General features: G+C 72.3%; 14 protein-coding genes. 3 read left to right on the forward strand and 11 right to left on the reverse strand.

Annotated elements, in window-relative coordinates:
• Nucleotides 1-7: 7 nt before the first annotated feature.
• The gene (locus JKP76_RS16340; protein WP_200491935.1) at nucleotides 8-829 is read left to right on the forward strand and encodes an LON peptidase substrate-binding domain-containing protein; all 822 of its coding nucleotides are present in this window, start codon (nucleotides 8-10) and stop codon (nucleotides 827-829) included.
• Here JKP76_RS16340 and JKP76_RS16345 read toward each other — a convergent pair.
• The 9 genes from JKP76_RS16345 to JKP76_RS21440 form a co-directional block, all read right to left on the reverse strand.
• On the reverse strand, nucleotides 822-1,412 hold the full coding sequence (locus JKP76_RS16345; RefSeq protein ID WP_200491936.1) for a DUF2567 domain-containing protein: 591 nt from the start codon (nucleotides 1,410-1,412) through the stop codon (nucleotides 822-824). The genes JKP76_RS16340 and JKP76_RS16345 overlap by 8 nt on opposite strands.
• Nucleotides 1,409-4,966 (reverse strand): DNA polymerase III subunit alpha, encoded by a 3,558-nt coding sequence (gene dnaE, locus JKP76_RS16350; protein WP_200491937.1) that lies wholly within the window; start codon nucleotides 4,964-4,966, stop codon nucleotides 1,409-1,411. Before dnaE ends, JKP76_RS16345 begins: the two co-directional genes overlap by 4 nt.
• A 230-nt stretch (nucleotides 4,967-5,196) precedes the next feature.
• Nucleotides 5,197-5,592 (reverse strand): GNAT family N-acetyltransferase, encoded by a 396-nt coding sequence (locus JKP76_RS16355; RefSeq protein ID WP_200492595.1) that lies wholly within the window; start codon nucleotides 5,590-5,592, stop codon nucleotides 5,197-5,199.
• A 36-nt stretch (nucleotides 5,593-5,628) separates the two neighbouring features.
• A complete protein-coding gene (locus tag JKP76_RS16360; RefSeq protein WP_200491938.1) occupies nucleotides 5,629-6,420 on the reverse strand; it encodes a CPBP family intramembrane glutamic endopeptidase in 792 nt (263 codons plus the stop codon).
• A 21-nt stretch (nucleotides 6,421-6,441) separates the two neighbouring features.
• On the reverse strand, nucleotides 6,442-7,395 hold the full coding sequence (locus JKP76_RS16365; protein ID WP_309229620.1) for an RluA family pseudouridine synthase: 954 nt from the start codon (nucleotides 7,393-7,395) through the stop codon (nucleotides 6,442-6,444).
• Nucleotides 7,392-7,979 carry a signal peptidase II gene (lspA, locus tag JKP76_RS16370; protein ID WP_200491939.1) on the reverse strand — a complete coding sequence of 196 codons (588 nt, stop codon included), beginning with the start codon at nucleotides 7,977-7,979 and terminating at the stop codon, nucleotides 7,392-7,394. Before lspA ends, JKP76_RS16365 begins: the two co-directional genes overlap by 4 nt.
• A 63-nt stretch (nucleotides 7,980-8,042) precedes the next feature.
• Entirely contained in the window at nucleotides 8,043-9,293 is a 1,251-nt protein-coding gene (locus JKP76_RS16375; RefSeq protein WP_200491940.1) for an ABC transporter ATP-binding protein, read from the reverse strand.
• Between the two features lie 58 nt (nucleotides 9,294-9,351).
• A complete protein-coding gene (locus JKP76_RS16380) occupies nucleotides 9,352-10,185 on the reverse strand; it encodes a carbohydrate ABC transporter permease (protein WP_200491941.1) in 834 nt (277 codons plus the stop codon).
• The gene (locus tag JKP76_RS21440; RefSeq protein ID WP_309233021.1) at nucleotides 10,185-10,598 is read right to left on the reverse strand and encodes a sugar ABC transporter permease; all 414 of its coding nucleotides are present in this window, start codon (nucleotides 10,596-10,598) and stop codon (nucleotides 10,185-10,187) included. Before JKP76_RS21440 ends, JKP76_RS16380 begins: the two co-directional genes overlap by 1 nt.
• Before the next feature lie 35 nt (nucleotides 10,599-10,633).
• On the opposite strand from JKP76_RS21440, the gene JKP76_RS21445 reads away from it, so the two are divergent.
• Both JKP76_RS21445 and JKP76_RS21450 read left to right on the forward strand, forming a co-directional pair.
• A complete protein-coding gene (locus JKP76_RS21445) occupies nucleotides 10,634-10,915 on the forward strand; it encodes a hypothetical protein (protein WP_242471979.1) in 282 nt (93 codons plus the stop codon).
• A gap of 90 nt (nucleotides 10,916-11,005) precedes the next feature.
• Complete coding sequence (locus tag JKP76_RS21450) at nucleotides 11,006-11,179, forward strand: hypothetical protein (protein ID WP_242471980.1); 174 nt, start codon at nucleotides 11,006-11,008, stop codon at nucleotides 11,177-11,179.
• Here the strand turns inward: JKP76_RS21450 and JKP76_RS16390 are convergent.
• Entirely contained in the window at nucleotides 11,145-12,419 is a 1,275-nt protein-coding gene (locus tag JKP76_RS16390) for an extracellular solute-binding protein (RefSeq protein ID WP_242471981.1), read from the reverse strand. The two genes, JKP76_RS21450 and JKP76_RS16390, sit on opposite strands and share 35 nt — an antisense overlap.
• A gap of 228 nt (nucleotides 12,420-12,647) precedes the next feature.
• Nucleotides 12,648-13,886, reverse strand: coding sequence for a DUF4032 domain-containing protein (locus JKP76_RS16395; RefSeq protein WP_200491943.1), 1,239 nt, complete (start codon nucleotides 13,884-13,886; stop codon nucleotides 12,648-12,650).
• Nucleotides 13,887-13,895 lie beyond the last annotated feature (9 nt).

The following is a 13,895-nucleotide window of genomic DNA, read 5'->3' on the forward strand; positions in this document are numbered from 1 at the left end:
TGCCGGGATGGGTGAGTTGATCCCGCTGTTCCCGCTCGGCACTCCCCTGTTCCCCGGTGTCGTCCTCCCGCTGCACGTCTTCGAGCCGCGCTACCGGCGGCTGGTGCTCGACCTGCTGGCGATGCCGGAGGAGAGCGAGCAGCGGTTCTTCGGTGTCGTCGCGATCCGGCAGGGCTGGGAGGTCGAGCGCGTGGCGCCGGCCGAGGCGCTGTACGACATCGGCTGCACCGCGCGGCTGCAGCTGGTGCGCCCGCAGGCCGACGGCGGCTTCCGCATCGTCACCGTGGGCGGCGACCGGTTCCGGCTGCGCGACGTCGTCGTCGGCGAGGACCCGCCCTACCTGCAGGGCGAGGTCGAGTGGCTCGCCGACGAGGAGGCGGCCGAGGAGGCCGCGGGCGACGCCGACGGCCTGGCCCTCCCCGGCACGGCGACCGCGCAGGGCCCGGCCGAGTGCGACGAGGACCTCGACGCGGTGGCCGCCTCGGTCGCCCGGGGCTCGCTGGCGGTGCTGGCCTCGGGCGTGCAGGAGCTGTTCACCGACTACGTCGACGAGGTCGCCGACCTCGGGGCCGGCAGCGGCGGGGAGGACGCCGAGCGGGCCGCACTGCTCGCGGCGGTGGCCGACGACCCCGCGGCGCTGTCCTGGCTGGTCGCCTCGGCGGCGCTGCTCACCACCGAGGACCGGCAGGTGCTGCTGGCCGAGTCGACCACCCGGCGCCGGCTGGCGGCGGAGACGCGGCTGCTGCGGCGCGAGCTCACGCTGCTGCGCGAGCTGGGGGCGGTCCCGGCACCGCTGCAGCGCTTCGCCACCCCCATGACGGTCAACTGACCGGGGGCGTCCCCGTCCGGCCCAGGCCGTCGTCGGCGTTGATCACCACGCCGACCACGTACCCCAGCAGCGCGACGAACGGCGCCACGGCGAGCGCGGCCAGCGCCCCCAGGTCCAGGCCGGTGGTGACCGTGCCGCCGACGTCGGCCAGCTCGGCCGCCGTCGGCCCCTCGCCGAACAGCTCGCCGACCAGCCAGGCCACCACCCCGCAGGCGGTCGCCCCCAGTGCGAGGGCGACGAGCAGGGCGACGCCGCGGTGGCGGCGCAGCAGCCAGGCGACGACGCCGGCGAGCAGCCCGACCACGGCCATGACCAGCACGAAGACGGCGTCGTCGGCCACCAGCAGCTCCGCGGACGGGGAGCCGACCACGACCGGGCCGTCCTCGGTGATCCGGAAGTCCGCCCGCGGCGCGAGCAGCCACCACACCAGCCCGGCCGGCACGCCGGCCGCGGCCAGACCCAGGACCAGCCAGACCGCGGCGCGCAGGTCCGCGCGCAGCTCCTGCCGGGGCTGCCAGCGGTCGGTGGCCGCCGCCGCCGCGACGAGGTCGGGCAGCACCGGTGCCGGCGGCGGGGTGGTCACAGGATCGCGACGCTGGTGGGCCCGAGCAGCGCCTTGATGTCGCCCATCAGCGCGGTGCTCGGCCGGACCCGGAGGCCCTGGTCCAGGCGCAGCACGGTCTCGCGGCTGCCGTTGACCAGCTTGAGCTGCACCTCGGTGGTGCCCGGGTGGCTGCCCAGGACCTCGCGGAGACGTTCCACCACCGGCGGGGTGCAGCGCGCGGCCGCCATCGAGACCAGCACCGGGCCGCGCGGCCCCTCGGTCAGCTCGGGCAGCGTCACCTCGGAGCCGAACAGCGAGGGCTGGTCGTCGCGGCGGCTGATCCGGCCCTTGACCACGACGATCTGGTCGCGGACGACCTTCTCCGAGACCTCCGCCCAGGTCTTGGGGAAGAAGAGCACCTCGATGCCGGACTCGAGGTCCTCCAGCGTCGCGATCGCCCAGGGCGCGCCCTGCTTGTTGGTGCGCGGCGAGACCGCGGTGAGGATGCCGGCGATGGTGACGTTCGCGCCGTCCTCGACCCCGCCGGCGTTGATCTCGGCGATCGGGGTGTCGGCGTTCTGGGCGAGCACGTGCTCCACGCCGTGCAGCGGGTGGTCGGAGACGTAGAGGCCGAGCATGTCCCGCTCGAACACCAGCCGCTCGCTCTTCGACCAGTCGGCGGTCGGGATGACGATGTCCAGCGCGCTGCCGAACGGGTCCTCGGCCGCGTCACCCTCGCCGAAGCTGCCGAACAGGTCGAACTGGCCCTCGGCCTCCTTGCGCTTGAGCCCCATCGCCGAGTCCACGGCCTGCGCGTGGATGGCGACGATGCCCTGCCGCGAGTGCCCCATGGAGTCGAAGGCGCCGGCCTTGGCCAGGGACTCGATGACCTTCTTGTTGCAGGCCACCGTGTCGATCTTCTTCATGAAGTCGGGGAAGTCCTTGAACGCGCCCTTCTCCTCGCGCGTCTTGACGATCGAGTCGACGACGTTGGTCCCGACGTTGCGCACCGAGGCCAGGCCGAAGCGGATGTCGTTGCCGACGGCGGTGAAGTCCCAGGAGGACTCGTTGACGTCCGGCGGCAGCACCTTGATGCCCATCCGGCGGCACTCGGCCAGGTAGACCGGCCGGCGGTCCTTGTCGTCCTGCACGCTGGTGAGCAGGCCGGCCATGTACTCGGCCGGGTAGTTCGCCTTGAGGTAGGCCGTCCAGTAGGAGATCAGGCCGTAGGCCGCCGAGTGCGCCTTGTTGAACGCGTAGTCGGCGAACGGGACCAGGATGTCCCAGAGCGTCTTGATCGCCGCGGCGGAGAAGCCGTTGGCCTTCATGCCGGCCTCGAACCCGACGAACTCCGCGTCCAGGACGGACTTCTTCTTCTTGCCCATCGCCCGGCGCAGCAGGTCGGCCTTGCCGAGGGAGTACCCGGCGACCTTCTGCGCGATCGCCATGACCTGCTCCTGGTACACGATCAGGCCGTAGGTGCCGCCCAGGATCTCCTCGAGCGGCTCGGCCAGCTCGGGGTGGATCGGCGTGATCTCCTGCTGGCCGTTCTTGCGCAGCGCGTAGTTGGTGTGCGAGTTCGCACCCATCGGGCCGGGCCGGTAGAGCGCGCCGACGGCGGAGATGTCCTCGAAGTTGTCCGGCCGCATGAGCCGCAGCAGCGAGCGCATGGGGCCGCCGTCGAACTGGAAGACCCCGAGCGTCTCGCCCCGGGAGAGCAGGGCGTAGGTCGCCGGGTCGGTGAGGTCCTTGCTGATCTCGTCGAGGTCGACCGGTTCCTTGCCGTTGATCACGATGTTGCGCAGCGCGTCGTCGAGGACGGTGAGGTTGCGCAGGCCCAGGAAGTCCATCTTGAGCAGGCCGAGCGTCTCGCAGGTCGGGTAGTCGAACTGCGTGATGACCGCGCCGTCGGCCTCGCGGCGCATGATCGGGATGGAGTCGATCAGCGGGTAGCGGCCGATGATGACGCCGGCGGCGTGCACGCCCCACTGCCGCTTCAGGCCCTCGAGCTTCTTCGCCTGGTCGACGACCTCCGCGGCACCGGGGTCGGACTCGTAGCGGGCGCGGAACTCCGCGGCCTCCTTGTAGCGGGGGTGCGCCGGGTCGAAGACCCCCGACAGCGGGATGCCCTTGCCCATGACGTCCGGCGGCATGAGCTTGGTGAGCTCGTCCCCGACCGAGTAGGGCCGGTCGAGCACGCGGGCGGCGTCCTTGATCGCGGCCTTGGCCTTGATCGTCCCGTAGGTGACGATCTGGCTGACCCGCTCCTCGCCGTACTTCTCCGACACGTACCGGATGACCTCGCCGCGGCGGCGGTCGTCGAAGTCGATGTCGACATCGGGCATGGAGACGCGCTCGGGGTTGAGGAACCGCTCGAAGATCAGGCCGTGGGCCAGCGGGTCGAGATCGGTGATGCCCATCGCGAACGCGGCCAGCGAGCCGGCGGCCGAGCCACGGCCGGGGCCGACGCGGATGCCGTTGTCCTTGGCCCAGTTGATGAAGTCGGCGACCACGAGGAAGTACCCCGGGAAGCCCATCTGGCAGATGATCCCGGTCTCGTAGTCGGCCTGCTTGCGGACGTGGTCCGGGATGCCGTTGGGGTAGCGCTTGTGCAGCCCGCGCTCCACCTCCTTGATGAACCAGGAGGTCTCGTCCTCCCCCTCGGGCAGGGGGAAGCGCGGCATGAGGTCGGCGCCCTCGGTGAAGGTCACCTCGCACTGCTCGGCGACCAGCAGCGTGTTGTCGCAGGCCACCGCCAGCTCACCGGGGAACAGCGCACGCATCTCCGCGGCGCTCTTCAGGTAGTAGCCGTCGCCGTTGAACCGGAAGCGGTTGGGCTCGTTGAGCCGCGAACCGGTCTGGATGCACAGCAGGGCGTCGTGGGCGGCCGAGTCCTCCTTGTGCGTGTAGTGCAGGTCGTTCGTGGCCAGCAGCGGGATGCCGAGGTCCTTGGCGATCGCCATCAGCGCCGGGCGGGTCTTCTTCTCGATGGACAGGCCGTGGTCCATCAGCTCGGCGTAGAAGTTCTCCTTCCCGAAGATGTCCTGGAAGTCCGCCGCCGCCTGGCGCGCCTTGTCCTCCTTGCCCGCGCGCAGCCACATGTTGACCTCGCCCGACGGGCAGCCGGTCGTGGCGATCAGGCCCGCGCCGTAGCGCTCGAGCAGGTCGCGGTCGAAGCGCGGCTTGCGGTACTGCCCCTCGAGGCTGGCCAGCGAGGAGATGCGGAAGAGGTTGTGCATCCCCTCGGTGGTGCGGGCCAGCAGCGTCATGTGCGTGTACGCCGCCTTGCCCCGGTTGGAGCCGCCGTCGCCCTCCTCGTCGAGGAGCTTGTCGCCGAAGTCGAACGGGGCGCGGTCGAACCGCGAGCCCGGGGTGTAGTACCCCTCCATGCCGATGATCGGCTTCACGCCCGCGCTGGTGGCCTGCTTGTAGAAGTCGTAGGCCCCGAAGACGTTGCCGTGGTCGGTCATGGCCAGCGCCGGCATGCCCTGCTCGGCGGCCGCCTTCGTCACCTCGGGCAGCTTGGCCGCACCGTCGAGCATCGAGTACTCGGTGTGCACGTGCAGGTGCGCGAACGAATCGGACGAACTCACGGGCGGTCGGTGCTCCTCGGTGGTCGTGCGTGCCCGGCCGGCGGTCCTCCGGTGGGCGACCGGTGGGGAAGACCGGTGTGCGAGGCCTCGGGAGAGGTGGCTCGGGGTGCCCTCGATCCTCGCACTGGAAGCTGTCTACGCCGAGGGTCTGACAGGACGTGTCGGCGCCCGGCCGGACCGATCCGTCACACCCGCCCCGTCCGCCCGCGGCAGCGCAGGCCGGAGCGGCGTCACGGCAGCTCGCGGCGCATGGTGACGTGCGCGATACCGGCCTCGAGGTACTCGTCCCCGACGGCGGTGTAGCCGGCCCGCTCGTAGAAGCCGCGGGCGGTGAGCTGCGCGTGCAGCTCGATCGCGGTCATCCCGCCGAGCACGGCCTGGCGGTGCAGCTCGGCCAGCACGGCGGCGCCGTACCCGCGGCCCCGCGCCGAGGCGTCGGCCGCCATCCGCCCCAGGGACGCCGTCGTCCCGCCGTCGTCGGGGAGCAGCAGCCGCCCGGTCGCCACGACGCGTCCGGCGTCGTCCCGGGCGTGCACGTGGACGGCGGTGGCGTCCCGCTCGTCCAGCTCGATCTCGGGCGGCACCCCCTGCTCCTCGACGAAGACGCGGGTGCGCAGGGCGGCGATCTCGGGCCAGTCGGCGGGGCCAGGCGACGCGTGCGGTCACCACGCCGGTCGTCCGGCGGGCAGGGCGCGGGTGGGCACGAGCAGGAAGCGTAGGTCGATGGCCGCGTGCAGCAGCACGGGGAGCAGCAGCGACCCGGTCCCGAGGTAGAGGGCGGCCATCACCCCGCCGAGCACGCCGGTGAGCACGATGCCGGCGCGGCCCTGGTAGGCGTGCGCCAGGCCGAACGCGACCGCCGCGACGAGCACGAGCACGGCCGAGGGCAGGCCCCCGGCGACCGCTGCCACGACGGCGAGGAAGAAGCCGCGGTAGAGCCACTCCTCGCAGATGCCGGCGGTCAGCCCGACGACGGTGAACAGCCGGCGCTCCCCCGGCGTCCGGGGCAGCAGCGCCAGCGTCGCCTGCCCGGGCGGCTCGGCGTGCCGGCCGGCCCGGCTCCCGGCCGCGGGCCGCACGGGCTGCGGGGCCTCGGTGAGCGCACCGCCCCGCAGCGCCCGGGTGGAGGCGCCGACGAAGAGCAGCACGAGGACGACGAGCAGCAGCGTCAGCGGGCCGGGCGACCGCGGCCAGGCCAGCCCGACGGCGGCGGCGTCCACGCCGGGGGCGGAGAGCCACACGACCAGCGCCAGCAGCGCCAGGCCCCACTCGAGGACCAGCAGCCGGCCGTAGAAGGAGCGCCGGGCGCCGGGGTCGCTCCGCAGCCGGCCCTCGAAGCGGCGGTGCAGGACGTGGCCCGCGACCGGCTCACCGACGACCAGGTAGACGGCGACGACCGCGGCCGCGAATGCGGCGGGGCCGAAGTCGGCCAGCGAGTCCGGCAGCCCGCTCACGGCTGGTCCCCCACCGCCCGGTCAGGCCTCGGCGCGCAGGACGGCCAGCGCGCCGGCGAGGTCGGCCGGGTACTCGCTGGTGAACTCCACCCAGGTGCCGTCGGCGGGGTGCGGGAACCCGAGCCGGACGGCGTGCAGCCACTGGCGGCTCACGCCCAGGCGGGCCGCCAGGGTCGGGTCGGCGCCGTAGGTCGTGTCGCCGACGCAGGGGTGCCGGAGCGCCGAGAAGTGCACCCGGATCTGGTGGGTGCGCCCGGTCTCCAGCCGGATGTCGACCAGGCTGGCGGCCGGGAAGGCCTCCATCACCTCGTAGTGGGTCACCGACGGGCGCCCGCCCTGGACCACCGCGAACCGCCAGTCGTGCCGGGGGTGCCGGTCGATCGGCGCGTCGATGGTGCCCCGCGAGGGGTCGGGGTGCCCCTGCACCAGCGCGTGGTAGCCCTTCTCGACCCTGCGCTCCTTGAACGCCGCCTTGAGGGCGGTGTAGGCGCGCTCGCTCTTGGCGACGACCATCACGCCCGTGGTCGCGGCGTCGAGGCGGTGCACGACGCCCTGCCGCTCGGCGGCGCCGGAGGTGGAGACGCGGTAGCCGGCGGCGGCGAGGCCGCCGATGACGGTCGGGCCGTCCCACCCGGGGCTCGGGTGCGCGGCGACCCCGACGGGCTTGTCGACGACGACCAGGTCGTCGTCGTCGTGCAGGATCGCCATGCCCTCCACCGGCCGCGGCGCCACCGGCTCGCCCGGGGGTGGCGGCAGCTCGACCTCGAGCCAGCTGCCCCCGCTGACCCGGTCGCCCTTGCCCCGGACCCGGCCGTCGACCAGCACGTTCCCCGCGTCGGCGACCTCGGCCGCGACGCTGCGGGTCAGGCCGAACAGGCGGGCCAGCGCCTGGTCGACCCGCTGCCCCTCGAGGCCGTCGGGGACGGGCAGGGCACGGTGGATCCCGGACGCGGGAGAGCCGGGAGCGCTGGTCACTCCCCCATTGTGACGGTCGGGCTGTCCCGGTCGGTGGAGCCCGCCGTCCCCGCGTGGGCGCGGGTGCCGTCGAAGTCGATCCCGCGGAACGCCAGGACCGCGCCCAGCACCCCGCCGCAGACGATCGCGGAGTCCGCGACGTTGAAGACCGGCCAGGCCCGCCCGTCGGGGTCGAGGACGGCGATGAAGTCCACGACTCCCCCGCGCAGGAAGCCCGGGTCGCGGAAGACGCGGTCGACCAGGTTGCCGACCGCGCCGCCGAGCACCAGCCCGAGGGTCACCGCCCAGCCGGTGGAGAACAGCCGCCGGGCGGTGCGCACGATGACCGCGACGACCGCCAGCGCCACCAGCGTGAACACGACGGTGAAGCCCTCGGCGAAGGAGAACGCCGCACCGGTGTTGCGCAGGTGGGTCAGGTACAGCACCCCGTCGAGGACGGTGATGTCCTCGCCGGGCTCCACCGTGGCGACGACGACCAGCTTGGTCGCGAGGTCCACCAGCAGCACCGCCGCGGCCAGGAGCAGCAGCAGCCGCGTGCGGGGGCGGGCCGCCGGGGCGCCGACGGGGTCGGGCTGCTCGGTCACGCCGACGACGATAGCCGCGCCGTCCGCGGGCACCCGGCTGCGCCGCCCCCGCCGGCCCCTCGCTCAGGCCGCCCCGATGGACTCCCCGCGCGCGTGCTCCTGCTGCTCCTCCCGGTCCTGGGTGGCCATGCGGGTGAGCTCGGCACCGGCCTCGGCGTCGCGGGTGAGGTTCTCCCCCGTCTCCGGGTCGAAGACGTGCACCTTGCGGGTGTCCAGCCAGAACTCCGCCTCGCGGCCCTCGCGGATCCGGCTGGTGGAGTCGATCGAGACGATCGCCTGGGTGCGCAGCTCCTCGGAGTCCAGCTCGCGGGACAGGTCGCGCAGCTGCTTCCGGATCGACTCGGGCGCGTCGTAGGGGATGTAGGCGAACTGCGAGTCGCCCAGCCACTCGGTGACGTCGACCCGGGCCGTGAAGACCGAGCCGTGCGGCCGCTTGGCCTCCTCCACCAGGGAGGCGTCCTCGAAGTACTCCGGCCGGATGCCGACCAGCAGCAGCTCGTGGCCGGCGACGGCGGCGGCCCGCTTCTCGTCCAGCACGATCTCGCCGAACGGCGTCTCCAGCCGGTCGCCCTTCGGCGTCGCCGGCAGGAAGTTCATCGGCGGCGAGCCGATGAACCCGGCGACGAACAGGTTGACCGGCTGCTCGTAGAGCTCCCGCGGGGAGGCGACCTGCTGGATCTTGCCCTTGCGCAGGACGCAGACCCGGTCGCCGAGGGTCATGGCCTCGGTCTGGTCGTGGGTGACGTAGACCGTGGTGATGCCCAGCCGGCGCTGCAGCCGCGAGATCTCGGTGCGCATCTGACCGCGCAGCTTGGCGTCGAGGTTGGACAGCGGCTCGTCGAAGAGGAACGCCTCGGCCTGCCGGACGATGGCCCGGCCCATGGCCACGCGCTGCCGCTGGCCACCGGAGAGGTTGGCCGGCTTGCGCTCGAGGTGGTCCTTGAGCTCCAGGACGTCGGAGGCCTCGGTGACGCGGCGGCGCACCTCGTCGTCGGGCATCTTGGCCAGCCGCAGCGGGAAGGCGATGTTCTCGAACACCGTCATGTGCGGGTAGAGGGCGTAGTTCTGGAAGACCATCGACAGGTTCCGGTCCCGCGGCGCGAGGTCGTTGACCCGCTTGCCGCCGATGAGCATGTCGCCGCTGGTGATGTCCTCCAGGCCGACGATCATCCGCAGCAGCGTCGACTTCCCGCAGCCCGACGGCCCGACCAGGATCATGAACTCGCCGTCGGCGATGTCCAGGCTGACGTCGTTCACCGCGGGGAACCCGTCGCCGTACTGCTTGACGATGTTCTTCATCTCGATCGAGGCCATCAGGAGTCCCCTCGCTGGGTGGGTGGGGTGGGGGTGAGCCGGGGCGCCGGTGCGGGGGTCATCCCTTCACCGCGCCGTTGGTGAGGCCGGCGACGATGCGCCGCTGGAAGAGCAGGACCAGGAGGACGACGGGGATCGTCACGACCACGGCGGCCGCGGCGATCGCACCGGTCGGGTCCTCGAACTGCGAGGCACCGGAGAACAGGCCCAGTGCGGCGGGCACCGGACGGGCCGCGCTGGTCGAGGTCAGCGAGATGCCGTAGACGAAGTCGTTCCAGGCGATGAAGAAGGCGATGATCGCGGTGGTGAACACCCCGGGCGCCGCCAGCGGGACGATCACCTTGCGGAACGCCTGCCAGGTGGTCGCGCCGTCGACCTGCGCCGCCTGCTCCATCTCCCACGGGATCTCACGGAAGAACGCCGACATCGTCCAGATCGAGATCGGGAGGGTCAGCGACAGGTACGGGATGATCAGGCCGGGCCAGGTGTCGTAGAGCCCGATCTGCCGCCACACGTTGAACAGCGGCGTCACGATCGAGATCACCGGGAAGATCGCCACGACCAGCGCGGTCGAGAGGATCAGCTTCTTGCCCGGGAAGTCCAGCCGGGCGATGCCGTAGGCGGCGAACATCGCCAGCAGGCAGGAGATCGCGGTGGCGATCAGGCAGATGCCGAAGCTGTTGCGCAGCGCCGGCAGGAACAGGTCACCGCCGCTGCCGGTGAAGATGCCCTTGTAGTTCTCCCAGGTCCCGCCGTCGGGCAGGAACGACTTGTTGGCCAGGTCGGACGGCTTCTTGAACGAGACCGACACGATCCAGGCGATCGGGAACAGGCAGTAGACGAGGATCGCCGCCCCGCCGATCCACCACCAGGTCTTCTCCTTGCGGGACATCAGCCTTCCCCTCTCGCGGAGGCCAGGTCGACCTTGAAGGCCTTGATGAACATCGTGGCGAGCAGCACCACGGACAGGAAGAGCAGCACGGAGACGGCCGAGCCCAGCCCGATCTCCAGCCGCGAGATGGTCTGCCGGTAGGCCAGGAAGGACACCGACTCGGTGCTGTTGGCACCGTTGGTCATCACGAAGATCGTGTCGAAGACGCGGAAGGCGTCCAGGGTGCGGAACAGCAGCGCGACCATGATCGCCGCCTTCATGTTCGGCAGCGTCACCCGCCACAGCCGCTGCCACCAGGTCGCGCCGTCGACCTTCGCCGCCTCCTGCAGCACCTCGGGCACCTGGGCCAGGCCCGCGAGCAGCAGCAGCGAGATGAACGGCGTGGTCTTCCAGATCTCGGCCAGGCAGATCACCAGCAGCGAGGTGCCACGTCCCGCCGAACCAGTCGGTGTCGGCGGAGACGCCGGGCAGCCAGGCGAACCAGCTGTTCACGAACCCGGTGTTGATGTCGAAGGCGAACTGCCAGGCGAACGCCGAGACGACGGTGATCACCGCGTACGGGATGAGGATGGCCGCCCGGATGATCGGCCGGATCGAGGACAGCGCCTTGGCCATCACCATCGCCAGCGCGAAGCCGAGGACCAGCTCGACCAGCACCGTGACGACGGTGATGAGCATCGTCACGCCCAGGGCCTTCCACCACAGGCTGTCGGTCAGGATCACCCAGTAGTTGTCCAGGCCGGTGAACGACCGGTTGTCCGGGTCGGTGAGCCGGTAGGAGAACAGCGACTCGTAGGCGGCCTGCAGGATCGGGTAGGCCGTGACGGCCAGCATCACGAAGAACGCCGGGCCGGCCAGCAGCCAGCCGAGCTTGCGCTCGGCCTTCGACCGGTCGCTGATCGTGCCGTGCGGGGCGGAGACCGGCTGCGTCTTCTCCGTCGGGGGCATCGTCGTCTGCGTCATAGCAACTGCTCTCCTGCCAGGACGGCGGTGATGAACTCCGTGGCCGTCGCGGGGGTGGACTCCGGGTCCACCGACGCCGGCGGGTGGTACTCGCGCTGGATGCCGCCGGAGACCTCGCTGTAGTACGGGGTCTGCGGCCGCGGGGCGGCCAGTTCGAGCGATTCCCGGATGACGTCGGCCTGCGGGAACGCCTCCTGCACGTCCGGGTCGTCGAAGACCGCGGCCTTCGACGCCGGGTTGCCGTCGTGCACGAAGTAGTACGCCTGGTTCTCCTCGCTCACGATGCACTCGGCCGCCTCGAAGGCGAGGTCGGTGTGCGCGCTGAAGGCGCCGATGCCGAGGTTGATGCCGCCGTACGGCGGGGCGGCCGGGGTGTCCTCGTCGACGCGGGGGTAGACCGCGGCGGCGTAGTCGTCGACCACCGACTGCTCCAGGCTGCCCGCCTCCACCGCACCCTGACCGCGGGCGTAGACGAAGGGGTAGTTGACCTGGAAGCCGCCGCGCTCGCCCTCGAACCCGGTGGCCGAGGCGTCCTCGTTCTCGGTGGAGAAGGCCGAGGAGACCTGGCCGGAGTCGGCCACCGCCCGCATGACCTCCGCCGCGCGGCGCCCGGGCTCGGTGTCCAGGCCCAGGGTGATGTCCTCGGGGGCGTCGGCGTTCTCGTCGATGATCGAGCCGCCGGCGGACTCGATGAGCGCGTTGAACCACACGGTGAGTGACTCGGCCCGGGCCCCCTGCGCGCCGATCAGCACGTCCTGGTCCTGGGCGGCCTGGATGACGTCGTCCCACGTCACCGGCTGGCTCATGTCCAGCCCCGCGGCCTCGGCGACCGAGGCGCGGTACCAGAGCACCTGCGTGTTGGCCCAGAACGGGACGGCGACCAGCTCGTCCCGCCAGGTCGAGCCCTCGACGGCGCTCTGCACGACGCCCTCGGTCACCCGCTCGGCGACGTCGTCGGGCACCGGGGCGAGGAAGTCGGCCTCGGCGAACTCCGGGATGAACGGCGGGTCCAGGCTCATGATGTCGATCGAGGAGTCCGAGGCGGCGAGGCGGCGGACCAGCTGCTCGCGCTGCCCGGCCGCGTCCCGCGGCAGGACCGCGGTGCTGATCCGGTAGCGCCCCTCGGCGGCGTCGGTGCACCGGGACGCGATCTCGGCCTGCCCGCCGGCGTCGGGGTTGGTGTACCAGGTCAGGGTCGGCGGTCCGCCGCTGTCGCCGCCGCAGGCGGCGAGGGTGCCCGCCGCCACCAGCAGCGCAGCGGCGCCGGCCATCCCTCGTCGCCCTGATCGGGGCACCGCCCTCGCAGGCGCGGGAGCGCGCCCCCGGGATCCGGAACGGCCAGGAGCGTTCGGCATCGGTCATCGCCTCCGTTGGCGCCTCGCGAGCTGATCAAGAGGGGTGCTCGGAGCGTGGTGCAGGCCACAGGGGCTGTCAATTCGAACCGATACCGCGCCGTGACCGATGCCGTTCCCGCCCGGCGCGGCGGCCGTACGCGCCGCTCAGCGGCCGGTCGCGCGCTCGGCGATGACCGACGGTGTGGTGACCTCGGGGGGTGTGCGCGGGAGGACGTTCTGCGCGTACGAGCGCGCCGCCTCCGCCGTCCCGACGTCCCGGCCGGCCCGCTCGGAGAGCAGCCAGCGGTGCGTGAGCACCTCGTGGAAGATCTCCGCCGGGGCGAGCCGGCCGGCCAGCTCGGGCGGAATGGCGGCCATCACCGTCTGGTAGACGTCGGCCAGCCAGCGGTGCGCCGCCGTCGGCTCGGGCACCGGCTCGCCGGTGCGCTGCTCCAGGTGCGCCCGGTAGGCGCGGACGTCGTTGAGCAGCCGCTGCGCCTGCCGCTCCTGCACCTCCAGGCCGGTGAGCCGGAACAGCTCCCGCCGGTTGTGCCCGGGCTCGGAGACCCGGGTCTCCACGCGCAGCCGGGCGCCCTCCGGCGAGGTGACGATCTCCACCTCCCCGACGTCGAAGCCGAGCTCGTTGAGCCGCCGGAGCCGTTCGGCGACGCGGTACTGCTGCTCGTTGGGCGAGAAGGTCTCCTCCCGGGTGACCTCCTCCCACAGCGACTCGTAGCGCGGCGGCAGGCTGTCGGCGACCTCGACGGGGTCGATGCCCTCGGGCAGCAGCCCGCCGTAGCGGAGGTCGAGCAGCTCGGCGCCGACCCGCTCGCGGGCCAGGTCGACGTCGTGCCGGCGCTGCCCCGGGGTGAGCGACGGGTAGCGCTCGACGGTCTCGGCGTCGACCAGGTAGGCGGCCAGCGTGCCCGCGTCCAGCCGGAACAGCGTGTTCGACAGGGAGCAGTCGCCCCAGAAGACGCCGGCCAGGTGCAGCCGCACGAGCAGCACGACCATCGTGTCGAGCAGCTGCTCGGCGGAGTGGTCCCCCGGCGGGCGGGAGAACAGCCACCGGTAGGACATCGAGTACTCGAGGTAGCGGGTCACCAGGATCGCCTGCTGGTCGAGGGGGCGGTCGACGCAGATGCCCAGCACGCTGACCGCCGGCAGCCCCTCCTCCTCGAAGCGGGCCAGGAGCCCGTACTCGTGCCGGGCCAGCCGCTCGGCGATCTCCTTGAGCGCGTAGACGTGCCCGCCGGCGGCGACGAACCGCACGACGTGCCGGGAGATGCCGCGCTGCGGCACCTCGAGCAGCAGGCTGTCGTCCCACTCCTCGAGCGGTCGGTCCCAGGGCAGGCCGAGCAGCTCGGCCGCCTCGGTGGCCGGGGGCCGGAAGAGGAAGCGCATGGCGAACTC

Source organism: Blastococcus sp. TML/C7B, assembly GCF_016612845.1.
Taxonomy (GTDB): Bacteria; Actinomycetota; Actinomycetes; order Mycobacteriales; family Geodermatophilaceae; genus Blastococcus.

Bases quoted from the DNA above. Each gene is read 5' to 3' on its own strand.
- JKP76_RS16380 (WP_200491941.1), bottom strand. From the start codon at position 10,185: ATGTCCCGCAAGGAGAAGACCTGGTGGTGGATCGGCGGGGCGGCGATC.
- JKP76_RS16375 (WP_200491940.1), bottom strand. From the start codon at position 9,293: ATGGCCTCGATCGAGATGAAGAACATCGTCAAGCAGTACGGCGACGGG.
- JKP76_RS16340 (WP_200491935.1), top strand. From the start codon at position 8: ATGGGTGAGTTGATCCCGCTGTTCCCGCTCGGCACTCCCCTGTTCCCC.
- JKP76_RS16390 (WP_242471981.1), bottom strand. From the start codon at position 12,419: ATGGCCGGCGCCGCTGCGCTGCTGGTGGCGGCGGGCACCCTCGCCGCC.
- JKP76_RS16395 (WP_200491943.1), bottom strand. From the start codon at position 13,886: ATGCGCTTCCTCTTCCGGCCCCCGGCCACCGAGGCGGCCGAGCTGCTC.